General features: G+C 56.4%; 20 protein-coding genes. 10 read left to right on the top strand and 10 right to left on the bottom strand.

Annotated features, from left to right (window positions below; all coding sequences use genetic code 11):
- Positions 1-35: 35 nt before the first annotated feature.
- Positions 36-1,031 carry an acyltransferase gene (locus ACRDD5_RS09845; protein WP_438676648.1) on the bottom strand — a complete coding sequence of 332 codons (996 nt, stop codon included), beginning with the start codon at positions 1,029-1,031 and terminating at the stop codon, positions 36-38.
- Between the two features lie 183 nt (positions 1,032-1,214).
- On the opposite strand from ACRDD5_RS09845, the gene ACRDD5_RS09850 reads away from it, so the two are divergent.
- The 4 genes from ACRDD5_RS09850 (at position 1,215) to ACRDD5_RS09865 (ending at position 6,526) form a co-directional block, all read left to right on the top strand.
- Positions 1,215-1,517: a YsaB family lipoprotein gene (locus ACRDD5_RS09850; protein WP_438676649.1), complete on the top strand. Its 303-nt coding sequence runs from the start codon at positions 1,215-1,217 to the stop codon at positions 1,515-1,517.
- Between the two features lie 159 nt (positions 1,518-1,676).
- On the top strand, positions 1,677-2,588 hold the full coding sequence (gene glyQ / locus ACRDD5_RS09855; RefSeq protein WP_003860141.1) for a glycine--tRNA ligase subunit alpha: 912 nt from the start codon (positions 1,677-1,679) through the stop codon (positions 2,586-2,588).
- 9 nt (positions 2,589-2,597) lie between these two features.
- Positions 2,598-4,667: a glycine--tRNA ligase subunit beta gene (gene glyS / locus ACRDD5_RS09860; RefSeq protein WP_438676650.1), complete on the top strand. Its 2,070-nt coding sequence runs from the start codon at positions 2,598-2,600 to the stop codon at positions 4,665-4,667.
- A 236-nt stretch (positions 4,668-4,903) separates the two neighbouring features.
- A complete protein-coding gene (locus tag ACRDD5_RS09865; RefSeq protein ID WP_438676651.1) occupies positions 4,904-6,526 on the top strand; it encodes an ATP-binding cassette domain-containing protein in 1,623 nt (540 codons plus the stop codon).
- Between the two features lie 35 nt (positions 6,527-6,561).
- Here ACRDD5_RS09865 and ACRDD5_RS09870 read toward each other — a convergent pair whose 3' ends face one another.
- Positions 6,562-6,852, bottom strand: coding sequence for an HTH-type transcriptional regulator (locus ACRDD5_RS09870; protein ID WP_438676652.1), 291 nt, complete (start codon positions 6,850-6,852; stop codon positions 6,562-6,564).
- Between the two features lie 331 nt (positions 6,853-7,183).
- Between ACRDD5_RS09870 and ACRDD5_RS09875 the strand changes: the two genes are divergently transcribed.
- Positions 7,184-7,894 carry a DUF3053 domain-containing protein gene (locus ACRDD5_RS09875; protein ID WP_438676653.1) on the top strand — a complete coding sequence of 237 codons (711 nt, stop codon included), beginning with the start codon at positions 7,184-7,186 and terminating at the stop codon, positions 7,892-7,894.
- Between the two features lie 249 nt (positions 7,895-8,143).
- Entirely contained in the window at positions 8,144-8,356 is a 213-nt protein-coding gene (gene cspE, locus ACRDD5_RS09880; RefSeq protein WP_032615822.1) for a transcription antiterminator/RNA stability regulator CspE, read from the top strand.
- Between the two features lie 55 nt (positions 8,357-8,411).
- Here the strand turns inward: cspE and ghrB are convergent, their stop codons facing one another.
- From ghrB to ACRDD5_RS09910, 6 genes are all read right to left on the bottom strand, one after another.
- On the bottom strand, positions 8,412-9,386 hold the full coding sequence (gene ghrB, locus ACRDD5_RS09885) for a glyoxylate/hydroxypyruvate reductase GhrB (RefSeq protein WP_438676654.1): 975 nt from the start codon (positions 9,384-9,386) through the stop codon (positions 8,412-8,414).
- 27 nt (positions 9,387-9,413) lie between these two features.
- Positions 9,414-10,694 (bottom strand): MFS transporter, encoded by a 1,281-nt coding sequence (locus ACRDD5_RS09890; protein WP_438676655.1) that lies wholly within the window; start codon positions 10,692-10,694, stop codon positions 9,414-9,416.
- Between the two features lie 74 nt (positions 10,695-10,768).
- Positions 10,769-11,707 (bottom strand): sugar kinase, encoded by a 939-nt coding sequence (locus ACRDD5_RS09895; RefSeq protein ID WP_438676656.1) that lies wholly within the window; start codon positions 11,705-11,707, stop codon positions 10,769-10,771.
- Between the two features lie 4 nt (positions 11,708-11,711).
- Positions 11,712-12,461 carry a sugar phosphate isomerase/epimerase family protein gene (locus tag ACRDD5_RS09900; protein ID WP_271282914.1) on the bottom strand — a complete coding sequence of 250 codons (750 nt, stop codon included), beginning with the start codon at positions 12,459-12,461 and terminating at the stop codon, positions 11,712-11,714.
- Positions 12,462-12,564: 103 nt separating this feature from the next.
- Positions 12,565-13,581: a LacI family DNA-binding transcriptional regulator gene (locus ACRDD5_RS09905; protein ID WP_438676657.1), complete on the bottom strand. Its 1,017-nt coding sequence runs from the start codon at positions 13,579-13,581 to the stop codon at positions 12,565-12,567.
- An 86-nt stretch (positions 13,582-13,667) separates the two neighbouring features.
- Positions 13,668-14,330, bottom strand: a complete 663-nt coding sequence (locus ACRDD5_RS09910; RefSeq protein WP_271267001.1) for an OmpA family lipoprotein — start codon at positions 14,328-14,330, stop codon at positions 13,668-13,670.
- 166 nt (positions 14,331-14,496) lie between these two features.
- Here ACRDD5_RS09910 and ACRDD5_RS09915 point away from each other — a divergent pair, with 166 nt between their 5' ends.
- Positions 14,497-16,824 (top strand): molybdopterin guanine dinucleotide-containing S/N-oxide reductase, encoded by a 2,328-nt coding sequence (locus tag ACRDD5_RS09915; protein ID WP_438676658.1) that lies wholly within the window; start codon positions 14,497-14,499, stop codon positions 16,822-16,824.
- Here the strand turns inward: ACRDD5_RS09915 and ACRDD5_RS09920 are convergent.
- Both ACRDD5_RS09920 and tag read right to left on the bottom strand, forming a co-directional pair.
- Positions 16,787-17,233: an N-acetyltransferase gene (locus tag ACRDD5_RS09920; protein ID WP_271282911.1), complete on the bottom strand. Its 447-nt coding sequence runs from the start codon at positions 17,231-17,233 to the stop codon at positions 16,787-16,789. The genes ACRDD5_RS09915 and ACRDD5_RS09920 overlap by 38 nt on opposite strands.
- On the bottom strand, positions 17,211-17,792 hold the full coding sequence (tag, locus tag ACRDD5_RS09925; protein ID WP_271282910.1) for a DNA-3-methyladenine glycosylase I: 582 nt from the start codon (positions 17,790-17,792) through the stop codon (positions 17,211-17,213). The genes ACRDD5_RS09920 and tag overlap by 23 nt, the downstream gene beginning before the upstream one ends.
- A 177-nt stretch (positions 17,793-17,969) precedes the next feature.
- Here tag and ACRDD5_RS09930 point away from each other — a divergent pair, with 177 nt between their 5' ends.
- The 3 genes from ACRDD5_RS09930 (at position 17,970) to eptB (ending at position 22,063) form a co-directional block, all read left to right on the top strand.
- Positions 17,970-18,674, top strand: coding sequence for an autotransporter domain-containing protein (locus ACRDD5_RS09930; RefSeq protein WP_271282909.1), 705 nt, complete (start codon positions 17,970-17,972; stop codon positions 18,672-18,674).
- Between the two features lie 234 nt (positions 18,675-18,908).
- Positions 18,909-20,111 carry an L-lactate MFS transporter gene (locus ACRDD5_RS09935; RefSeq protein WP_271282908.1) on the top strand — a complete coding sequence of 401 codons (1,203 nt, stop codon included), beginning with the start codon at positions 18,909-18,911 and terminating at the stop codon, positions 20,109-20,111.
- Positions 20,112-20,371: 260 nt separating this feature from the next.
- Positions 20,372-22,063: a kdo(2)-lipid A phosphoethanolamine 7''-transferase gene (gene eptB, locus ACRDD5_RS09940; protein WP_271282907.1), complete on the top strand. Its 1,692-nt coding sequence runs from the start codon at positions 20,372-20,374 to the stop codon at positions 22,061-22,063.
- The last annotated feature ends 27 nt before the right edge of the window (positions 22,064-22,090 follow it).

Raw genomic sequence — 22,090 nt, forward strand, 5'->3', positions numbered from 1 at the left:
TGCAGGCGCAGCGCTGCCGGGCAAGCAAACCGTACTTAACTGACAAACCTGCGTTTATCCACGCGCTGCAACAGCATCGACAGAACCAGGCTGACCACCAGCGTGATCGAGAAAATCCACGCAATATCTAATAGCGGCCAGCTTTTTAACTCCACGCCCCGCGTGCGCAGGGCGTGGATCACCAGCGCGTGAAAGCCATAAATTCCCAGTGAGTGACGTGAGATAAGCCCCAGCAGCGGCAGCGGGCGGCTATTGAGCGTATTTTTTACCAGCGTGAAGAGCGCAACGGCGCAGATAAATACCATCGGGCCACAGTAGAGATACCAGGTGTCGGCGAAGGTGCCGCGCCACTGCAGCTCATGCAGCGTGCCGCGGGAGATAATCACCACGGCGGCAATAACCAGTGCCGCGCAAATCCCATTCAGCCAGCGCTTGCGGGTATCCATCATGCCAATCGCCCGGCCCAGCATGCCGTACAGCACGTAATAGAACGTATCGCCGTTGATATACAGGTTGATGGGCAGCCATTCAAACCCGCCAATTTTTTGTGAAACGGTATTCGGGTTGGCCACCACGCCGATCACTACCATCAGTGCCAGCAGCATTTTACCGTTCGGACTTTTCACCTGCAGCAGTGGGGAGAACAGATAAATCACAATAATGGCGAAGAAAAACCACAGATGGTAGAACACCGGCTTTTGCAGCAGGTATTTAAGCGACAGCTCGCTGTTGATCGAGGTAAACAGCACGATGTAGAGAAGCGACAGGGTGCTGTAAAACAGCAGGCACAGGCCGATGCGAACAAAGTGGCGCGGCTGCGCGCTGCGCTCGCCAAAGAAGAGATAGCCGGAGATCATAAAAAACAGCGGCACGCTCACGCGCGACGCGGAATTGAGGATATTGGCGATATCCCAGTTAACGAGGCTGATGCTCGGGGCATTAGTAATATACCAGGTGGTGGTATGGATCATCACCACCATTAAACAGGCGATGCCCCGCAGATTATCAATCCAGTTAATTTTTTCCTGCATCCGTTCCTCTGTTCAGGTATTAAATAGGCTCTGACGACCATTCTGCGCCAGACGCGCGCTGGAAAACTCTGATTTTTCATTGCCCTGCTTGTGCCAGGGAAGTGAGGCTCGCAGAATGCCGGGCCATACTCTATAAAGTTTAGTGATTAAAAATAACAGCCACAGCACAGGGCGGTAATAAAAATGATGATGCGCACGATATTGCTCGCGATCCCCGTTTTATTAGGAGGTTGTGCGGCTCAGGACGCTCCGACGGCGCAAAAGGCGCAAAACAGCAAAGTTAGCCCGGCGCGTTCGCTGAATATGGAACAGCTTTGTAAGGATCAGGCTGCCCATCGCTATAACACGGGTGCTAAAAAAATAGACGTCACCGGCTTTGAACAGTTTCAGGGGAGCTATGAAATGCGTGGATTCACTGCGCGCAATGAGAGTTTCATCTGCTCTTTTGACGCAGAAGGCCATTTTTTACATCTTTCGATGCGCTAAGGCGACGGTGTGATAAGGCTGGCGGCGTCCTGCGGGCGCTTTCAGCTATGCTTATTTCCCAATTTTCCCTAAACAGCCCCGTTTCGTACTGTATATCTTACGGTCAGCGGGTATACTGATCCCTTCCTTTAAAACCACACGTATCCAGCACGAAATCCTATGCAAAAGTTTGATACTAAGACCTTCCAGGGCCTGATCCTGACCTTACAGGATTACTGGGCTCGTCAGGGCTGCACCATCGTTCAACCATTGGACATGGAAGTTGGCGCCGGCACTTCACACCCGATGACCAGCCTGCGTGCGTTGGGGCCAGAGCCGATGGCAACTGCCTATGTGCAGCCATCCCGCCGTCCAACTGACGGCCGCTATGGCGAAAACCCGAACCGCTTACAGCACTACTATCAGTTCCAGGTGGTGATTAAGCCTTCCCCGGACAATATTCAGGAGCTGTATCTTGGCTCGCTGAAAGAGCTGGGCATGGATCCGACCATCCACGACATTCGTTTCGTGGAAGATAACTGGGAAAACCCGACGCTGGGTGCCTGGGGTCTGGGCTGGGAAGTGTGGCTGAACGGCATGGAAGTGACGCAGTTCACCTACTTCCAGCAGGTTGGCGGTCTGGAGTGTAAGCCGATCACCGGTGAGATCACCTACGGCCTGGAACGTCTGGCGATGTACATTCAGGGCGTAGACAGCGTTTACGACCTGGTCTGGAGCGACGGCCCGCTGGGTAAAACCACCTACGGCGACGTGTTCCATCAGAACGAAGTGGAGCAATCCACCTATAACTTCGAATACGCGGACGTGGACTTCCTGTTCACCTGCTTTGAGCAGTATGAGAAAGAAGCCCAGCAGTTGCTGGCGCTTGAGACTCCCCTGCCGCTGCCAGCCTACGAACGTATTCTGAAGGCCGCCCACAGCTTCAACCTGCTGGACGCCCGTAAAGCGATCTCCGTGACTGAACGTCAGCGCTACATTTTGCGTATCCGCACGCTGACCAAAGCCGTTGCAGAAGCTTACTACGCGTCCCGTGAAGCCCTTGGCTTCCCGATGTGCAACCGAAACAAATAAGAGGCGGCCATGTCTGAGAAAACTTTCCTGGTGGAAATCGGCACTGAAGAGCTGCCACCAAAAGCCCTGCGTAGCCTGGCGGAATCCTTTGCTGCGAACGTGACGGCAGAGCTGGACAACGCTGGCCTCGCGCACGGCAAGGTTGAGTGGTTTGCTGCCCCGCGCCGTCTGGCGCTGAAAGTCGCAAATCTTGCGGCTGCACAGCCCGATCGTGAAGTTGAAAAGCGCGGCCCGGCTATCGCCCAGGCGTTTGACGCCGAAGGCAAAGCCAGCAAAGCGGCAGAAGGCTGGGCACGTGGCTGCGGTATCACCGTTGACCAGGCCGAGCGTCTGACCACCGACAAAGGCGAGTGGCTGCTGTATCGGGCGCATGTGAAGGGCGAAAGCGCAGAAGCGCTGCTGCCAAACATGATCGCTACGTCACTGGCAAAACTGCCGATCCCGAAACTGATGCGCTGGGGCGCAAGCGACGTTCACTTCGTGCGTCCGGTTCACACCGTGACCCTGCTGCTGGGCGACACCGTGATTCCTGCTACCATTCTGGGCGTGACCTCCGATCGTGTGATCCGCGGCCACCGCTTTATGGGCGAGCCGGAGTTCACCATCGATAATGCCGATCAGTATCCTGCGATCCTGCTGGAGCGCGGTAAAGTCATTGCCGACTACGAACTGCGTAAAGCCCGCATCAAAGCGGATGCTGAAGAAGCCGCGCGCCAGATTGGTGGCAACGCCGATCTGAGCGACAGCCTGCTGGAAGAAGTGACCTCTCTGGTTGAGTGGCCAGTGGTGCTGACCGCGAAGTTCGAAGAGAAATTCCTCGCGGTGCCGTCCGAAGCGCTGGTTCACACCATGAAGGGTGACCAGAAGTACTTCCCGGTCTACGCGAACGACGGCAAACTGCTGCCAAACTTTATCTTCGTGGCGAACATCGAATCGAAAGATCCGATTCAGATTATCTCCGGTAACGAGAAAGTGGTGCGTCCGCGTCTGGCGGATGCCGAGTTCTTCTTTAATACCGACCGTAAAAAGCGTCTGGAAGATCATCTCCCGCGTCTGCAGACCGTTCTTTTCCAGCAGCAGCTGGGTACGCTGCGCGACAAGACCGACCGTATCGCGGAGCTGTCCGGCTGGATCGCCCGTGAAATCGGCGCAGACGTTAACCACGCGACCCGCGCAGGCCTGCTGTCCAAATGCGACCTGATGACCAATATGGTGTTCGAATTTACCGACACCCAGGGCGTGATGGGTATGCACTACGCGCGCTTCGATGGTGAAGCGGAAGACGTGGCCGTGGCGTTGAACGAACAGTATCAGCCGCGTTTTGCCGGCGATGAACTGCCGTCTAACCCGGTAGCCTGTGCAGTGGCCATTGCCGACAAGATGGACACCCTCGCGGGTATCTTCGGCATCGGTCAGCATCCGAAGGGCGACAAAGATCCGTTCGCGCTGCGTCGTGCTGCGCTGGGTGTGCTGCGCATCATCGTTGAGAAGAACCTGTCGCTGGATCTGCAGACTCTCACCGAAGAAGCGGTACGTCTGTACGGCGACAAGCTGACCAACGCGAAAGTGGTGGATGACGTAATCGACTTTATGCTCGGTCGCTTCCGTGCCTGGTATCAGGACGAAGGTTTCACCGTCGACACTATTCAGGCAGTACTTGCGCGTCGTCCAACCCGTCCGGCCGATTTTGATGCCCGTATGAAGGCCGTTTCGCACTTCCGTACCCTGGAAGCAGCCTCTGCGCTGGCCGCGGCGAACAAACGTGTATCCAACATTCTGGCGAAATCCGACGAGCAACTGAACGAGCGAGTGAACGCCGCGACGCTGAAAGAGCCGGAAGAGATCAAACTGGCGATGCAGGTTGTGGTACTGCGCGACAAGCTGGAACCGTACTTCGCTGAAGGTCGCTATCAGGATGCGCTGGTAGAACTGGCTGAGTTACGTGAGACAGTTGATGCCTTCTTCGAGAAAGTGATGGTAAACGTTGAAGATAAAGAGCTTCGCGTTAACCGTCTCTCCATGCTCGAAAAACTGCGCGAGCTGTTCCTGCGCGTGGCGGATATTTCGCTGCTGCAGTAACCGTGCTCTTGCCCGTGACTCGGGCCTGAATGCCTAAAACCCGCTTCGGCGGGTTTTTTATGCGTTGCTGAAAATTTAACCTTGAAAGAGCCCGTAATATAGCCGTATCCTAATCGCCACTCATTCTCTCCTCTGGAGCGCATCCCGAAAATGAACAACCACGACTGATGAATTTCAATCCTTGCTAAACGCTTACGCGTCAGCAGGGGATGTTTACATTTCATTCAGGAGTGCTTATGGCTCATTTTGCGCAATCCCCTTCTTTTATATTGCATCAGGTCACCTGTCAGTTTGCGACGGGCGATGTCCTTTTTGGTCCACTGAATCTTACGCTGGAAGCTGCGCCGTGCGGCCTGGTCGGGCGTAACGGCAGCGGTAAAACCCGGCTGTTACGCCTGCTTGCCGATCTTGATGCGCCCGCCAGGGGTCATATCGAGCGCGTTGGCTCGTGGGCATACGTTGCGCAACAGCACGTGTTCTCTGCGCATACAACACTTGCCCAAATGCTCGGATACGACACGCTGTTTGCCGCCCGCAGGCGTATCGACAGCGGCGACTTCCAGCCTGACGATCTGGAATGCCTCGATGGCTATTGGGATCTCAGTGAACGCCTGAGCGACGCTTTTCAGGCAGCACATCTTCCGGCTTTTGATCCTGACAGGCCGGCCATTGAGCTCAGCGGCGGTGAGCGCGAGCGCGCCCTGCTGTGTGGTGCCTTTAGTGCTGATGTCGACTATCTGCTGCTTGATGAACCCACCAACCACCTCGACAGGCAAGGGCGGGAGTGGTTTTACGCCCAGCTCGCCCGTCAGCGCGGCGGGGTGCTGGTGGCTTCTCACGATCGCGAACTGCTGGCGCAAATGCCACGGATACTGGAACTGAGTGCCGCGGGCCTGCGCAGCTACGGCGGAAACTATGACAACTATCAGTATCAGCGGGATAGCGAGCAGCAGGCGGCACGTGCTGCGCTGGAGCATGCGGCGATTGAACGCCGACGAACGCGCCAGCGGATGCAGAAAGAGCATGATGACGGTCAGCGGCGTTCGGCCAAAACGCTGCGCACGGTGGACAGTCTGAATATTGCCTCGTTCGAACGCGTGAAGTACAAAATGGCGGCTAAGGAGCGGCTGGGCACGTGGCGCAGGCAACATCGTGAGCAGAATGACGCCCTGAACGCAGCAGTTAACCAGGCGCGTGAAAGAGTTGAAGAAGATAATCCGATCATGTTTACCCTGCCGGGCAGTCAGATTGCAGAGGGCAAACAGGTCGTGGTGCTGGAGGATTTGCGTCTGGCGCACGTTGATCTCCCGCCGCTTAACTGGCGGATGGACGGGCCAATGCGCGTGGCGTTGTGTGGGCCGAATGGTTGCGGAAAATCGACCTTACTGAAAGCGATCCTTGGCGACGTTACGCCTCTCGCAGGGCGCTGTCGTCTGGCGGTCAGGGCTGCGTATCTCGATCAGCATCTTTCCCAACTTGATCTCACCCAGTCCGTGCTGAGCCACTTGCATTTGCACGACACGCCGCTGGAGGAGGGCGTGTTGCGCAGCCGTCTGGCGCAGCTGCAACTGGGCGCTGATAAAGTGATGCTGCCATTGGCCGAGCTGAGCGGGGGCGAAAGACTGAAAGCCGCGTTGGCCTGCGTACTGTGGCGGGAGGACGCGACGCAGCTACTCCTGCTGGATGAACCCACTAACCATCTGGATCTGGCGTCGGTACAAGCCATTGAGGCGGCGCTGGCCACGTTCCCGGGGGCGTTAATGGTTGTGTCGCACGATAAAACATTCCTTGATGGGCTAAAGCTGACGCATGAACTGGTGTGGCAGGAGGCGGGATGGCGCTGCGAGCAGCGTGGATAACACAAACCCCCGCACATGCGGGGGCGAAACACCTTCTATTCGGTCAACTGCTTGCTGAACGTTGGGGTTGCCTGAATCAGACTCATCAGCTTTAGCTCGGTCATGGAGGGACGAACACGTCTGGACTCCCACTCCTGAACCATTGCCACGCTGACCCCCATTGCTCGGGCGAAATCATCGGTCTTCATCCCTGTGCCTTTACGTAATCGCTCATATTCCGTAAAGGGATTGGACTTTTGTTGCAGAGCAATCGTCTGCGGTACATCTTTAAAAACAATCTGTTCCAGACTGCTTAGCAGATCATACATAGGATCTTTAGATTCCATTGAGAACTCCTCTTAAATCACACTGCGGGATCGTGAACATAGAGAGCAATTTAAGAATAGTCGCTAAAACGGGCAGAAGTTGATCGCTGTCGCAACGCCGTGCGAGCGAGACGTTTCGCTTATACGTTTGCCGGACGGATTAGCCTGCTAATGACTTGATTAATCAGCGCTGGCGTAGCATCAGATTAATTTTTGTAAATCGTAAGAATTTATATGGCTAAAGCCGTTTAACATGAAAAGAGTATCTTGCCGGCCTCACCTGGACTATTCTTACCCGCGTCGGGCACGCGTGTGCCGGTGTGCGCTTTTTTGGGTGAAAGGAGTAATGAAAATGGTGACAGGAAAGCCCTGCTCTCGCTGGTTTGCGCCTCTTGCGGCGTTGTTGATGGTGGTAAGCCTGAGTGGGTGTTTCGATAAGGAAGGCGATCAGCGCAAAGCGTTTATCGATTTCCTGCAGAATACTGCGATGCGCAGTGGTGAGCATTTGCCAACGCTGACTGCGGATCAGAAAAAACAGTTTGGTCCGTTCGTCTCTGACTACGCCATTTTGTATGGCTATTCACAACAGGTGAATCAGGCGATGGATGCAGGACTGCGTCCGGTAGTGGATAGCGTGAATGCGATTCGTGTACCGCAGGATTATGTGACCCAGCGTGAACCGTTGAGTCAGTCAAACGGCGCGCTGGGCGTGCTGAGTCAGCAGCTTCAGAATGCCAAAATGCAGGCTGATGGCGCGCACTCTGCGTTGAAACAGGGCGACGAACTGAAGCCGGTTTTCGACAAAGTGTATGAAAAAGTGGTGACCAAACCGGCCGATGCGCTTCAGCCGCTGATTCCGGCTGCGCAAATCTTCACCCAGCAGCTGGTGCAGGTAGCGGACTTTATTTCTCAGCAGGGGACCCAGGTGAGCTTTGTCTCAAATGGCATCCAGTTCCCGACCTCGCAGCAGGCCAGCCAGTACAACACGCTGATTGGACCGCTGGCAGCCCAGCACCAGGCCTTTAGCCAGGCGTGGGGCGCGGCGATGGCCGTAACGGAATAACCCTGATAACCCCACTGAAAAGTGGGGTTCTTTTTATAATTACAAAAATAAAGCTTGTCTTTAATTCAGGAACTCTGTTTAATACACCTCGTCGGTTTGTTACACAGACCTAAAGCAGTTTAGTTAAGCAGTCCAGATGCGTTATCTTAGATACCCTTCGTAGTGACCCTTCCTTCATCGCTTAAAAATCTGTAACACATTCCATCATCGCGCCGGAAGGCAAAACAAATTTTTAAAAAGGTAATTTCTATGTCTGGTAAAATGACTGGTCTGGTAAAATGGTTCAACGCTGATAAAGGTTTCGGCTTCATCACTCCTGACGATGGCTCTAAAGATGTATTCGTACACTTCTCTGCTATCCAGAACGATGGCTACAAATCTCTGGACGAAGGTCAGAAAGTTTCCTTCACCATCGAAAGCGGCGCTAAAGGCCCAGCAGCTGGTAACGTTGTAAGCCTGTAAGCTTCCAACTCAGCTAAAAGAATTTAAAAACCCGCCTCTGGCGGGTTTTTTTCGTTTAGGGTTTTGCCTGCGGATTGACGCAGTTTTTATCGACCTTACCTGCCAGGGCATCGATCAGATTATCTACCGCGCAGGCGGCCATATTGTAGCGCGTCTCATGCGTGGCTGAGCCGATGTGTGGCAGAGCAACCACGTTAGGCAGCTTAAGCAGCGTTGAACTGACAGGCAGCGGCTCCTGCTCGAAGACGTCCAGCCCCGCAGCGTAAATCTCCCCGTTTTGCAGCGCCTCGATCAACGCATTTTCATCCACCACCGGACCGCGACCCGCATTGATAAAGATGGCGGACTTCTTCATCTTCTCAAACTGCGCTTTACCGATCAGGTGATGAGTCTCATCGGTCAGCGGCAGGATCAGGCAGACGAAGTCCGCTTCCTGCAAGACGGTATCCAGATCGCAGTGACGGGCGTTAAAGCGCTCTTCGGCTTCTGTATGCTGACGGCGCGCATTGTACAGAATCGGCATGTTAAAGCCGAAGTGCGCACGCTGCGCCAGCGCCAGCCCAATCCGCCCCATGCCAACAATGCCCAGCGTTTTGCCATGCACGTCGATACCAAACCAGTCCGGACCGATGCTTTTGGTCCATTCACCTGCTTTGACGCGCTCGGCCACTTCCACCACGCGACGTGCGCTGCTGAGCACCAGTGCCATCAGGGTATCGGCGACGGTTTCGGTCAGTACGGTAGGGGTATGCATCAGCAGCACGTTACGCGCGTTCAGCGCATCGACGTCGAAGTTGTCATAGCCCACCGAAATGGTCGACGTTGCGCGAAGGTTCGGCATCTTCTCCAGCAGCGCGGTATCCACCTTTTCGCTGGAACCCAGCAGCCCGACGGCGTTGGCGAAAGCGTCAGCATGCTGCTGTACGGTTTCCGGGCTCAGGTTGTTTACCCGGGTGACGGTAAAATGATCGTCAAGGCGCTGCTGAAGTGAGTCTGGCAGGGCTTTGTACAAAATGACGGACGGCTTCATGCTAATCTCCGTTGATTTTTAAAGGGTTCAGGCGTGGCGTACGCCGACGGGAAGGGTCTGATTATTAGCAGGCTTAATAATCAGAGTAAGCCACACTGAGACGAAAAGCGCCACCCCCATAAAGATGTACGACGCCGATGGGCTGCCCGTTGCGCCGTTCAGGTACCCGACGAACCACGAACCAAAGAACGAGCCCAGCGCGCCCATGCTGTTGATAAGGGCCATTGCGCCACCCGCGACGTTACGCGGCAGCATTTCCGGAATGATGGCAAAGAATGGACCATACGGGGCGTACATCGCCGCGCCGGCGATCACCAGTAGCGTATACGAGGCCCAGAAGTTATTTGCCCCCACTGCCCACGAACCAATAAAGGCACAGGCAGCGATTAACAGCAGCGGCCAGACGAACAGCTTACGGTTTTGCATTTTGTCCGAGGCCCACGACGCCAGGATCATCGCGACAGTGGCGGCCAGGTAAGGCACGGACGACAGCCAGCCCACTTCCACCATCCCAAGGTTGTCGCCACCGCTTTGGATGATTGACGGCAGCCACAGCACGAAACCGTACACGCCGATGCTCCAGGTGAAGTACTGCATGCACAGCAGCACCACGTTACGTGAGCGGAAGGCTTCACCGTAGTTGCGTACCGCTTTCAGCCCCTGCTGCTCTTTATCCAGCTGCGACTGCAGCGCGGCTTTTTCATCTTCAGAGAGCCATTTGGCCTGCGCCGGTTTGTCTTTCACCAGCACCCACCAGCAGAACGCCCAGATAACCGCCGGGACCCCTTCAATAATGAACATTTCACGCCAGCCGAACGACTGGATCAGATACCCGGAGACCACCGACATCCACAGCACGGTGACCGGGTTGCCGAGGATTAGGAAGGTATTGGCGCGCGAGCGTTCGGATTTGGTAAACCAGTTGCTGATGTAGATCAGCATCGCCGGCATCACCGCCGCTTCCACCACGCCAAGAATAAAACGAATGGCCGCCAGTGCCGGGATGTTATTCACCACCCCGGTGAGTGACGCGCAGCCACCCCAAAGGATCAGGCAGATAAAGATCAGTTTGCGCACGCTACGGCGTTCAGCGTAGATCGCGCCGGGGATCTGGAAAAAGAAGTAACCGAGGAAGAACAGGGCACCCAGCAGCGAGGAGACGCCTTTGGTGATCCCCAGGTCTTCGGTGATGCCTGCGGCAGACGCGAAACTGAAGTTTGCACGGTCGAGATACGCCAGGCTGTACGTGATAAACACGACGGGCATGATGTACCACCAGCGTTTTACTGCATTTGTTGAGCTTTTCATAGGCTTGCCTCTGTGGTTGAGGGAGTCACCGCCGCTGTCTGTAGGGTACAGGGTGGCTTAAACATGTGCGGGGTTTATTCCCCTAACTGCTTCCGGGTAGGTAACCCTTCGCTGTCGCCCTGCACCTGGATCGCCAGTGCGCCAATGGTATTGCCTCGCGAGATGGCCTGCGCCAGGGTTTTGCCCTCCAGCAGGGCGCTGATCACGCCCACGGCAAAGCCATCCCCCGCGCCGACCGTATCGACGACGTTCTCGACCTTCACTGCGGCTATGGCACCTTGCTCGCCGGTGGCCGTTTTATACCAGGCCCCGTCAGCGCCAGTTTTCAGGATCACCGCCTTCACGCCGCGGTTCAGGTAAAAATCGGCAATCCCTTCCGGGGTATTTTTGCCGGTCAGGATGATGCCCTCTTTGACGCCGGGTAACACCCAGTCGGCCTGGAAGGCGAGGTGGTTCAATTTTTCCACCATCTCCGCTTCGCTTTTCCACAGCACCGGGCGCAGATTCGGATCGAATGAGATCGTCTTGCCTGCGGCTTTCATTGCCCCGGCGGCACGGTCGAGCAGGGCGTAAGAGCTGGCAGAGAGTGCCGCTGCGACGCCGCTCAGATGCAGGTGTCGCGCGGCCCTAAACCAGCCCGGCTTGAAATCCTCCTCCGACAGATGGCTGGCGGCAGAGCCTTTACGGAAATACTCGACAATGGGATCGGTTCCATCTTCGACTTTAGATTTGAGCTGAAACCCGGTGGCGTAACGGCCATCCAGGGTGACCCCTGAGGCGTCAATGCCCTCTTTTTTCAGCGAGTCGAGCACAAACTGGCCGAAGCTGTCGGTCCCGACGCGGCTGACCCAGCCGACCTTCAGGCCAAGTCGCGCCAGCCCGGTGGCCACGTTCAGTTCGGCACCGGCCACGCGTTTGATAAAGCGATCGACGTCGCTGAGCTCGCCGGGGCGGGTAGCGACAAACATGGCCATCGCTTCGCCAATGGTGATGACATCCAGAGCGTGTGGCATAGGGTTACTCCTCGCGCAGTAAATTAACGTAGTGACGGGTGACCGCCGTCAGATCGGGCCCTTCCAGCGGAAACTCAATACCGCGAGGGGCATCGGCAGGGAGCGTGTCCAGCAGCGCCTGCCAGCGGGTGTCGTCATTATCCGGCGGCACAGCGCGATACTGCTGCTGATGGGGTACGGCGGCTTTGACGTGGATATAGCTCACGGCAGGTGCCAGATGGCGCGCGGCCTCTTCCGGGGATTCCCCCACCCACAGCCAGTTGCCCATATCAAAGGTCAGGGTGACGGGCAGATTCATTACCCGACAGGCGGCCTTGAAGCGTTGCATCGGGGCCAGCTGGCCGTAGCGCGTCTGGTCATTTTCCACCACCAGGGTCATGCCGGTTTCGTCGAGTAGCGCGCGCAAGGCATCGAGCTGCTGCTTATCGCTGAAGTGGCCGAGGGAGACTTTCAGCCACAGGGCGTTGAGGGTACTGGCTTCGGCAAGGTAGTGGGGCAGCAGGGGGTTGAGCTTGCCGTCCGGGGTAAACAGGGCATCGGGTGCGGAATAGCAGGCCAGCAGGCCGAGCAGCTCGATGGATTGGGCGAGGGTCGGTAAGGCGTCCAGTTCGCCCTCGGTGAATAATTCCCGGCGGATTTCAACGCCATCGGCACCGGCGCCGGCAATGACCGGCAGCATGGCGCGCTGGCCACCGGCTTCACGCACGTTGTCTGCACCATACGCAGCGGTGACAACAATAATTTTTCTGGCCATGGGTAGGCTCCATTACGTAGCTGATAAGCTTTACGCTAGATGGAACCGGTTCCAAAGAAAAGTTCAGGATGTTGGATTTATGATCGCCATCACGAAGGGGCGTTTATCGGGCGGTAGAACCCCGGACGATCAGCTCGCCGGAAAAGACCTGCTCGCGAACGGCATCGTCGGTGCCGTTGATCCGACGCACGACCTGTTCGACGGCAGCAAAACCAATCTGCCAGGTGGGCTGTTTGAGGGTGGTAATCCCCACGCCAGCCAGCTCTGCCCACTCCAGCTCATCAAAGCCCAGCAGGCCGATATCGCTGCCCCAGTGCAGGCCGATACGTTTGAGCGAGCGGGCCACCTGAAGGGTTAAGGCGCCGTTGGCAGAGATCACCGCTTTGCGCATGCCGCGATGGCGGGTATGGAACTGGCGCAGAGCGTTATCCAGCAGGTCCGCTTCATGCAGGGGGATTTCGACGTTTTCGGCAACCACGCCAGCATAGCGCGCCAGGGTGGCGCGAAAGGCGCTCAGGCGCTCGCGGCGGGTATTAACCATCCCCAGCGGTTCGCTGATAAACAGGATCGCTTCAAAACCTTGTTCAATCAGGTGTTCGGTGGCGGTGGTGGCGGCCTGGGTGTTATCCAGCCCGACCACGTCGCAGGCAAAATCCGGGATCTTACGGTCAATCAGCACCATTGGCAGGGCCGACTGCTGCAGGCGGTTGAGCCCCTCTTCACGCATGCCGACGGCGTTGACTACAATGCCTTCCACCTGATAGCTGCGCAGCAGATCGAGATAGTGCAGCTCCTGGTCGAGTTCGTTGTTGGTGTTACACACCAGCGGGGTAAAGCCCTTTTCCCGGCACGCGGCTTCGATGCCGCTCAGCACGTTAACCGAGTAAGGATTGGTGATATCGGCGATGATCAGGCCGATCAGGCGGGTTTTGCCGTGTTTCAGCCCGCGGGCCATCAGGCTTGGGCGATAGTCGAGTTCGGCGATGGCCTGTTCAATACGGGCCAGTAGCGCGTCGGACAGCAGGTGTTTCTCGCCGTTGAGATAGCGGGAGATGCTGGTTTTACCGGTTTTCGCAGCTTTCGCCACATCGCTGATGGTGGGCCGTGTTGATTTGCTCATCGTGGGTTTCCTTGCCTGAGGTGCGCACACCTTAGCGCGAAAACGCCCGGTGGCGCTACGCTTACCGGGCCTGCGATGGGAGGATTTTACTGGGTTGGGCTGAGGGTGATCTCGACGCGGCGGTTCTGCGCTTTGCCTTCTGCCGTGCTGTTGCTGGCGATCGGGTTCGCCGGGCCCATTCCGCTGGCGCGGATGCGAGGCGCCGCTACGCCCTGGGTGATCAGCGAACTGGCCACCGCGTCGGCGCGCTGCTGGGACAGACGCATGTTCAGATCCTGGCTGCCGGTGCTGTCGGTGTAGCCCAGCACGTTCACCGCTGTTTTACCGTATTCTTTGAGCACCATTGCCACGCCGGTCAGCGTGTTGGCACCTGCCGGTTTCAGGGTGGAGCTGTTGCTGTCGAAGGTGACATTATTCGGCATGTTCAGGATGATGTTATCGCCGCTGCGGGTGACGCTTACGCCGGTACCCTGCATTTTTTCGCGCAGCTTCGCTTCCTGCACATCCATGTAATATCCGGCCCCGCCGCCCAGTGCTGCACCGGCTGCTGCGCCAATCAGCGCGCCTTTGCCGCGATCTTTTTTCGAGGAGGAGAGGGCGCCAACGCCTGCGCCCACCAGAGAACCGATGCCGGCGCCAATGCCGGATTTACCCGCTTCACGTTCGCCGGTGTAAGGGTTGGTGGTGCAGCCTGAAACAACCAGTGCGCCGCTCACAACAGCGGCAATCATAAGTACGCTTTTTTTCATCTTCTTTCCTTAAGCTTTTTTATTCTTTGCCACGACGGGCGTGGCAGTTGATTATGACCCGCAGTTATGAAGAAAATTTTGGGGATAACTCTGAAATATGTATCAAATTATCAACAGCCTCGAAGAAGGCTATGAAACCTGCAACGGATAACCAGGAGCGCACGCCGTGACCACTTCAACAAAAACGATTCTGACCGCAGCCCACTGGGGGCCGATGCTGGTTGAGACGGATGGCGACGCGGTGTTGTCTTCCCGCGGGGCGTTGCCCACCCAGCATCCGAACTCGCTGCAAACCGTGGTGCGCGATCAGGTTCACAGCAAAACGCGCGTACGCTGGCCGATGGTGCGTAAGGGCTTTCTCGCCTCGCCAGATAAGCCGCAGGGCGTGCGCGGCCAGGATGAGTTTGTGCGCGTTAGCTGGGACCAGGCGCTGACGCTGATTGATGCTCAGCACCGCCGGATCCGTGATAGCCACGGCCCGGCGTCGATTTTTGCCGGATCCTATGGCTGGCGTTCAAACGGCGTGTTGCACAAGGCGGCGACGCTGCTTCAGCGCTATATGAGCCTGGCGGGCGGCTACACCGGCCATCTGGGGGATTACTCCACCGGTGCGGCACAGGCCATCATGCCGTATGTGGTCGGTGGCAATGAGGTATACCAGCAGCAGACCAGCTGGCCGCTGGTGCTGGAGCACAGCGACGTGGTGGTACTGTGGAGCGCCAATCCGCTCAATACGCTCAAGATTGCGTGGAACGCCAGCGACGAGCAGGGCATTGGGTATTTTGATGCGCTGCGCAAAAGCGGCAAGCGTCTGATCTGCATCGACCCGATGCGCTCTGAAACCATGGATTTCTTCGGCGACAGCGCCGAATGGATCGCCCCGCATATGGGCACCGACGTCGCGCTGATGCTCGGCATTGCCCATACGCTGGTTGAAAATGGCTGGCAGGACGAGGATTTCCTCGCGCGCTGTACCAGCGGGTACGCCCTCTTTGCTGACTACCTGACCGGTGAGTCGGACGGGATCGCCAAAACGGCCGAGTGGGCTGCCGACATCTGTGGCATTGAGGCGGCTAAAATTCGCGAACTGGCAGTCTTGTTCCACGAAAATAACACGATGCTGATGTCCGGATGGGGCATGCAGCGTCAGCAGTTTGGCGAGCAGAAGCACTGGATGCTGGTCACGCTGGCGGCGATGCTCGGCCAGATCGGCACCCCGGGCGGCGGTTTTGGGCTGTCTTATCACTTTGCTAACGGCGGCAACCCGACGCGCCGGGCGGCGGTGCTGGCGTCGATGCAGGGATCGGTACAGGGCGGCGTTGACGCGGTCGATAAAATCCCGGTTGCCCGCATCGTTGAAGCGCTGGAGAACCCGGGCGGGTTTTATCAGCACAACGGCATGGATCGTCACTTCCCGGATATCCGCTTTGTCTGGTGGGCGGGCGGAGCCAACTTTACCCATCATCAGGATACCAACCGCCTGATCCGCGCCTGGCAAAAACCGGAGCTGGTGGTCATCTCGGAGTGCTTCTGGACCGCGGCAGCCAGACATGCTGATATCGTGTTGCCTGCGACCACCTCGTTTGAACGTAACGATATGACGATGACCGGTGATTACAGCAACCAGCATATGGTGCCGATGAAGCGCGTCGTGCAACCGCGCGACGAGGCGCGGGATGATTTTGACGTCTTTGCTGAGCTGAGCGAACGCTGGGAGCAGGGCGGCGGCGAGCGGTTTACGGAAGGCAAAACCGACCTCGACTGGCTGGAGACGTTCTATCAGATTGCCGGGCAGCGTGGCGCAGCGCAGGGCGTGACCCTGGCGCCGTTCGCGCAGTTCTGGGCGGACAATGCCATCGTCGAAATGCCGGAGTCAGAGCAGAATGCGCAGTTTGTCCGCTTCGCCGATTTCCGCCGCGATCCGCTAAATCATCCCCTGAAAACCGAGAGCGGCAAAATAGTGATCCACTCTGAGCGCATCGCCAGCTTCCAGTATGCCGATTGCCCGCCGCACCCGATGTGGCTTGCGCCGGACGAATGGCACGGCAATGCGCTGCCGGATCAGCTGCAGTTGCTCTCTGCCCACCCGGCACATCGTCTGCACAGCCAGCTGAACTACTCCTCCCTGCGTGAACAGTATGCGGTGGGCGGGCGTGAGCCTGTGACCCTGCATCCGCATGATGCTAACGCCCGCGGAATTGCCGATGGTGATGTGGTCCGGGTCTGGAACGGGCGCGGGCAGGTGCTGGCCGGGGCCGTGGTCAGCGACGGGATCAAGCCGGGGGTGATCTGTATTCATCAGGGCGCCTGGCCGGATCTGGATGCGGACAACGGCGGGATTTGTAAGAACGGCGCGGTCAACGTATTGACCAAAGATCTCCCCAGCTCGAAGCTGGGGAATGGCTGCGCCGGAAATACGGCGCTGGCGTGGCTGGAAAAATATCAAGGCCCGACGCTTACTCTGACGGCATTTGATCCGCCTGCCAGCTCATAAGCCAGGTCGGGTGGTGGGTCTCTTCCTGCCAGGCGCTGTTTTCAATACGAAAGCCCTGTGCATGGTAGAAATTCACCGCCCGACTGTTCTTCTGATACACCTCAAGGCTTAACGACGGGTAGCGCTGCTGGACATGGTTGATCAGCGCATGCCCGATACCTCGTCCCGCAAACGCCGGGTCGACAAACAATGCGCCAACAAACATGGACTGCATCACGCTGATAAACCCGCGAAGCTGGCCTGCCTCTTCCCACACCCAGGTCTCTGCCGAGGGCAGATAGACGTCCCTCACGATCGCCTCGCTCTCCTGCCAGTACTGCGCATCGATAAACGGATGGGCGAAAGTGGTGCTCTCCAGCCACAGTTCCAGTAACGGCTCGAGATCGTCATTGAGCCCTTTGCGGATCATGCTGGCCTCCGGGGTGACAGAAGCAGGTGGTGACGTGATCGTTGACCAGCCCGCAGGCCTGCATAAAGGCGTAGCAGATGGTGGAGCCGACGAACTTAAAGCCGCGCTTTTTCAGCGCTTTTGAGAGGGCATCGGAAGCGGGCGTTGAGGCGGCGATCCCGGCGAGCGTCGACGCCTGCGTCACCTGTGGGGTGTTATCGACGAACGACCAGACGAAATCACAGAACCGCTCGCCATTTTCTTCCATCGCCAGATAGGCCCGCGCGTTACCGATAATGGCTTCGATTTTGCCACGGTGGCGAATAATCCCCGCGTCCAGCACCAGCCTGTCGACGTCGTCTGGCGTCATCGCGGCGACGCGGACCGGATCAAACTGATGAAAAGCCCGGCGATAGTTTTCCCGTTTTTTCAGCACCGTTATCCAGGATAACCCGGCCTGCTGGCCTTCAAGACAGATCATCTCAAACAGATTCTTACCGTCAGTTTCCGGGACTCCCCACTCTTTATCGTGATAGTCGATATAGAGCTGATCCTGGCTAACCCAACCACAACGTTGCATCGGTTTTCTCCTTTCCAGGTCGTGAAATCGAAAAATATCAATCGACCCGGCTTGACGTGTTATCTAAAGAGACAATAGTTAATACAGGCTGATACGCAACCACCTTCAGGATGCCACGCGGCCTTTATTAAACAATGACAAATATCGCCGAATTCGGCTCTCCCTGGAGTCGCTTTGATGATGATAAAAAAAATCAGTGGCCACCATGCCGTTACCGGTCTGGTGAGTTTATTTGCCTGCCTGCTATCGGGCCACACAGCATATGCCTGGCAACAGGAATATATCGTTTCAGATACAGAAAGTAATACGACCGAACGTTATACATGGGATGCCGATCACCGACCGCGTTACGAGGATATTCTTGAGGAACGGATCCGTTCTTCGCAGAATATACCCGGCCTGGCGCTGAAAATGCCAGATACGTCACCGCTGGACGCCAGCGGCGCGATGAGCGTGGGCTGGAGTATTCCCATTGCCCGGCACTTTACCACCGGGCCGGTTGCCGGTTGGCACTATGACGGCTCGACGCCCAATATGTATAACGAGTTTGGCGATAGCGTGACGACGCAATCGCTTGTCGATCCGCTGTGGCATGCGAGCATCAGTACGCTCGGCTGGCGTGTCGATACGCGGGTGGGCGATGTGCGTCCATGGGCGCAAATCAGCTACAACCAGCAGTTTGGTGAGAATCAGTGGAAAACGCAGTCCGGACTGGGGCGCATACCGTCGTCAACGCAGTACGGCAATTGGATGGATGTGACGGTTGGGGCCGATATGCTGCTTAATCCGCATATGGCGGCGTATGCTTCCATGTCGCAGGCGGAAAATATGACCACCGGCGAAGATTACCTTTACACCCTTGGCGTCAGCGCTAAGTTTTAAATGTGTCAATTAAGTTGGCGTTGTTAACATCTTTATCACATGAATGGCCTGGCCTGTATCGATAGTAACCACTAACTCGTGCGGGTATCGATGACAGTCCAGGTCATTCATTCCTGAATTTGGGCATTTCATTCCGACCTCTCTGCATTTCATGCCGTTTTACCCCAGGCATTGCGGGGTTTTCGCTATTGTTGTCAGCAGTGAATTTCCCCTTTTTCCTGCAGGACAACTGCCATGAACACATCATCTTATAACCGCACCCGCTGGCTGACCCTTTTTGGCACCATTGTGACGCAATTTGCTCTGGGCTCGGTCTATACCTGGAGCCTGTTCAACAGCGCACTCTCCGATAAGCTCAATGAACCTGTCAGCCAGGTGGCTTTCTCCTTTGGCCTGCTGAGCCTGGGGCTGGCAATCTCTTCCTCTATCGCCGGTAAGTTGCAGGAACGCTTTGGCGTGAAGCGCGTCACTATGGCCTCTGGTGTTCTGCTGGGTGTGGGCTTCTTCCTGACCGCTCATTCCAACAACCTGATGATGCTCTGGCTGAGCGCCGGGGTACTGGTCGGGCTGGCGGACGGCGCGGGTTATTTGCTGACCCTGTCGAACTGCGTGAAATGGTTCCCGGAACGTAAAGGGCTGATTTCCGCCTTTGCGATTGGCTCATATGGCCTCGGCAGCCTGGGCTTTAAGTTCATCGACAGCTATTTACTGTCGGCGGTTGGACTCGAAAAGACCTTTATGATCTGGGGCGCAATCGTGATGGTGATGATTCTGTTCGGTGCGACCCTGATGAAAGATGCGCCACAGCAGCAGGCGCAGTCCGTGAATGGCGTAGTTGAAAACGACTTTACGCTGGCCGAGTCCATGCGTAAGCCGCAGTACTGGATGCTGGCAGTGATGTTCCTGACCGCCTGCATGAGTGGCCTGTATGTGATTGGCGTGGCGAAAGATATCGCCCAGGGGCTGGTTAAACTGGATGCGGCGACTGCCGCCAACGCGGTGACCATCATCTCCATCGCCAACCTTTCGGGTCGCCTGGTGCTGGGTATCCTGTCCGATAAAATCTCCCGTATCCGGGTGATCACTATTGGTCAGGTCGTCTCGCTGGTGGGGATGGCCGCGCTGCTGTTTGCCCCCCTGAACGAAGTGACCTTCTTTGCCGCTATCGCCTGCGTCGCCTTTAACTTCGGCGGCACCATCACGGTCTTCCCGTCGCTGGTGAGCGAGTTCTTCGGTCTGAATAATCTGGCGAAAAACTACGGCGTGATTTATTTAGGCTTCGGTATCGGCAGTATTTGCGGTTCGCTGATTGCGTCCCTGTTCGGTGGGTTCTATGTGACTTTCTGCGTTATCTTCGCTCTGCTGATTATCTCTCTGGCACTTTCCACGACAATTCGTCAGCCCCGGCCAGAAATATACCGCGAAGCACATGCTTAATTAGTACGCTAAGGGCCGGATATTCCGGCCTTTTTTCTGCCCGCCAAAAGTAAAGAACCCACCTCTTGTATGTCATCGGACTTGTTTTTTTGTAAATATTTGCACCAATCACATTCTCTGTTGCCACTTTTTCTCACCGCTGTGGTCTACTTACCGCGCTCAATGTTTTTCTCATAACGAATTCCTTAGCGAAGAATTACCCTGTTTACTTTTTAAACAATAGTAACACGGCTCTATTTACCTTTTTCCAGGTCGCATTAATGAAATATATCAAAGCGATGACGCAACAAAAGCTGAGTTTTATGCTGGCGTTGTACATCGGACTGTTTATGAATGTCGCGGTTTTTTTCCGTCGGTTTGACGGTTATGCGCAAGATTTTACTGCCTGGAAAGGGATTGCTGGGATTGTCGAACTGGTTGCCACCGTGCTGGTGACCTTCTTTTTATTACGCCTGCTGTCGCTGTTCGGACGACGCGTGTGGCGCGTCCTTGCCACGCTGGTGGTGCTGTTCTCGGCGGGTGCCAGCTATTACATGACCTTTATGAACGTGGTCATTGGCTACGGCATTATTGCGTCGGTGATGACCACGGATATCGATCTCTCTAAAGAAGTGGTCGGTCTGCACTTTATTATCTGGCTGGTTTCGGTCAGTGCGCTGCCGCTGATATTCATCTGGAGCAACCGCTGCCGCTATACGCTATTGCGCCAGCTACGTACGCCTGGGCTGCGCATCCGAAGCGTGATGCTGGTTACCCTGGCGGGATTGATGGTCTGGGGCCCGATTCGGCTGCTGGATGTTCAGCAGAAGAAGGTTGAGCGCAGCTCCGGTGTGGATCTGCCGAGCTACGGCGGCGTGGTGGCAAACTCCTATCTGCCTTCCAACTGGATCTCTGCGCTGGGGCTGTACGCCTGGGCGCAGGTGGATGAATCATCGGATAACAAATCGCTGATGAACCCGGCGAAAAAATTCACCTACCAGGCACCTGCCGATCTCGATGATACCTACGTGGTGTTTATTATTGGTGAAACGACGCGCTGGGATCATATGGGCATGCTGGGCTACGGGCGAGATACCACACCGAAGCTGGCACAGGAGAAAAATCTGGTCGCCTTCCGCGGATACTCCTGCGATACCGCCACCAAGCTCTCCTTACGCTGCATGTTCGTGCGTGAGGGCGGGGCAAGCGACAATCCGCAGCGGACGCTTAAAGAGCAAAACATCTTCTCCGTGCTGCGCCAGCTTGGCTTTAGCACTGACCTCTATGCGATGCAAAGCGAAATATGGTTCTACAGCAACACGATGGCCAACAACATTGCCTACCGTGAGCAAATCGGCGCTGAGCCGCGTAACCGCGGTAAGAGCGTTGACGACATGCTGCTCGTTGACGAGATGCAACGCTCGCTGCAGGGCAACCAGAAAGGTAAGCACATGATCATCCTGCATACCAAGGGGTCGCACTATAACTACACCCAGCGTTATCCGCGCAGCTTTGCGAAATGGACGCCGGAGTGTAAGGGCGTGGACAAAGCCTGTAGTAAAGAGGAGATGATCAACTCCTATGACAACTCGGTGACCTATGTGGATCACTTTATTGACAGCGTGATTGATCAGGTGCGCGATAAGAAGGCGATTGTCTTCTATGCCGCCGACCACGGTGAGTCGATCAACGAGAAAGAGCATCTGCACGGTACGCCGCGCAAGATGGCGCCACCGGAGCAGTTCCGGGTGCCAATGATGGTGTGGATGTCGGACAAGTATCTGGAGAACCCGGATAAAGCCAAAATGTTCGCTCAGCTCAAGCAGCAGGCGGATATGAAGGTGGCGCGTCGCCATGTGGAACTGTACGACACCATCATGGGTTGCCTCGGTTACACCTCACCCGACGGTGGGATTAACGAGAACAACAACTGGTGTAAGGTTCCTGACGGTGCAGTGAAGGCCGCGAACTGAAGGCCTGGCGACTTTATCGCCAATTGA

The organism is Silvania sp., assembly GCF_051656365.1.
Lineage (GTDB): Bacteria > Pseudomonadota > Gammaproteobacteria > Enterobacterales > Enterobacteriaceae > Enterobacter > Enterobacter hatchlandensis.